Source organism: uncultured Christiangramia sp., assembly GCF_913046405.1.
GTDB lineage: Bacteria > Bacteroidota > Bacteroidia > Flavobacteriales > Flavobacteriaceae > Christiangramia > Christiangramia marina.
Genome location: NZ_CAJWRQ010000167.1, coordinates 1 through 2,374 on the forward strand (window position 1 = coordinate 1; position 2,374 = coordinate 2,374).

A 2,374-nucleotide genomic window follows, 5' to 3' on the forward strand; every position below is an offset into this window, starting at 1 on the left:
ATATGATCAATACAGTTACACAGGCTGCACTTGATCGTGAAAAGCAGGTCGTTAAAAATGAAAAACGCCAGCGTGTAGATAATGCTCCTTATGGATACACAGATGAGATCATAAAGAAAAATCGTTACCCGAAAGACCATCCATATAACTGGACGGTCATAGGCCAGTTACCAGATTTACAGTCGGCAACCCTTGGGATGTAAAGGATTTTTATAAGCAATATTATGGAGCTGCCAATGCTTCTCTCGTAATTGCAGGAGATATTGAAATTGAAGAAACCAAGAAACTCGTTAAACAATGGTTTGGTGAGATTCCTTCAGGACCAGAGGTTGAGCCTTTAAAAGCGATGCCTGTAGAACTGGAAACCACGAAAAATCTATATTTTGAAGATAACTTTGCAAAACTTCCAGAGCTTAGGGTGGTTTATCCTACGATTGAAGATTATGATGAGGATATGTACGCTCTACAAATTTTAGGACAGCTATTGAGCGGAAGTAAAAAATCACCATTGTACCAAACAGTCGTAGAAGAATCCAAATTTGCTCCACGTATTAGCACTTACCAAAGCAGGAGTGAACTTGCAGGAGAATTCGTAGTTAGAGTACGCGCAAATGCCGGAATAGATCTGGACAGTGTGCAGAAGGCAGTAAAAAATGGCTTTAAAAGATTTGAGGAAGATGGTGTAAGCGAGGATGATCTCAAAAGAATTAAAGCTGAACTTGAAACTCAATTATATCAGGGAGTTAGCACCGTACTCAATAAAGCTTTTCAATTAGTGCAGGATAACGAATTTAATGGTGATCCTGGCTATTTAACAAAAACTGCTAAACTTACCAATAGGGTAACTTCAGAAGATGTAATGCGCGTCTATAATAAGTATATTAAAGATCAACATTATATAATGACCAGTGTAGTTCCAAAAGGAAGCTTAGATCTCGCCATAAAAAATTCTGAAGAAGCCGAAGTTTGGATAGAAGAAGTCAAGAAGGATATAGCTAGTGAAGAAGTTAGCCAGGGAGAAGAGGCCGTGTATGATAAAACCCCTTCAAAATATGATCGTAGCGAACCTGATTTTGGTGATTTGCCTTTATTTAAATCACCAAAGATCTGGACTACTGAACTCAAAAATGGGATGCAGGTCTATGGAATTGAAAACAATGAAATTCCACTTGTAGAATTTGATATAACAATTCCAGGTGGACAGCTTTTGGATCCAGATGGGAAAGAAGGAGTTTCTTACCTGCTAAGTGATTTGATGTTACAGGGAACAGCTAATAAAACTGCAGCTGAATTAGAAGAGGCTCTTGGACTTTTAGGGGCTAGTGTCTACATAAGTACCGGTAATGAGGATTTTCGTATTTCAGGAACCTGTCTTAGTAAGAATTTTGAAGGTACCATGAAATTGGTTGAAGAAATTTTGATGGAACCGAGATGGGATACCACCGAATTGTCCAGATTGAAACAGGCTCTTGAAACGAATCTGAGAGATCGGGAAGCAAATCCTCAGGCGATTGCATCCACCGCATTTTACAAACTTTTATACGGTGACAATCATAGTTTTGGAGTACCTGTAAACGGCACATTAAAAACTACCGCAGATATTAATATGGAGGATCTTAGATCTTACTACGATAAGTTATCACCAGAAAATGCGAAGTTCCATATCGCTGGAGCAATGGATCAGAAACAGGTTTTAGATGTCATCTCAACTATGGCTGACGACTGGGCGACTGATGCTCCTGTAATTTCTACTTCTGGAGATAAAATTGAGCTAATTTGGTTGTCTTGTTTCATTAGTCGAGATATCCTTTTTTTTATAAATTTCTATAAAATCCCTAGGGTCTAATATTTCTGCATTTTTCCACATTTCAAAATGTAAATGCGGGCCTTTGCTATTTCCTGTTTCACCCACATTCGCTATGATCTGACCTTTTTTTACTGACATTCCTGCTACTACAATATTAGAATCCGTGTGTGCAAATACTGTAATAAAACCACCCGGATGATTTAATATGATAGTATTTCCTAAATCATCATTCTTACCTGAAAAAATAACTTTACCATCTCCCGGAGAATAAATATCATCTTGAAATTTTGCAGCAATATCAATTCCATAATGTTTATTATCGTGACTTTTTATATCAAGACCTTGAGTTACATACCCAGTAACTGGAGGACTAATTGGAACTAAATCTTCTAAACTAGAAAAATGTTCTTTTAAATCAACTTCAATATCAGGAAAATTTTTTATTAAATTTTCACCTTCAAGATCTTGAATAATTTCTATAGCATATTTTTCAAATCTTTTTAATTGGTTTAATTTAGCTATTAATTCATCTTGATTAAATAGTCTATTAAAGCCAATGAATGAAAA

The 2,374-nt window shown here is 36.3% G+C and carries 3 protein-coding genes; 2 read left to right on the forward strand and 1 reads right to left on the reverse strand.

The features are described from left to right. Both QZ620_RS13805 and QZ620_RS13810 read left to right on the forward strand, forming a co-directional pair. Nucleotides 1–203: hypothetical protein (locus QZ620_RS13805; RefSeq protein WP_295182771.1), on the forward strand; the 203-nt coding region annotated here is incomplete at its 5' end. A 47-nt stretch (nt 204–250) separates the two neighbouring features. Next, entirely contained in the window at nt 251–1,846 is a 1,596-nt protein-coding gene (locus QZ620_RS13810; RefSeq protein ID WP_295182776.1) for a pitrilysin family protein, read from the forward strand. Here the strand turns inward: QZ620_RS13810 and QZ620_RS13815 are convergent. Further along, nucleotides 1,772–2,374, reverse strand: a 603-nt coding sequence (locus QZ620_RS13815; protein ID WP_295182773.1) for a M23 family metallopeptidase, incomplete at its 5' end; no start/stop codon positions are given. The two genes, QZ620_RS13810 and QZ620_RS13815, sit on opposite strands and share 75 nt — an antisense overlap.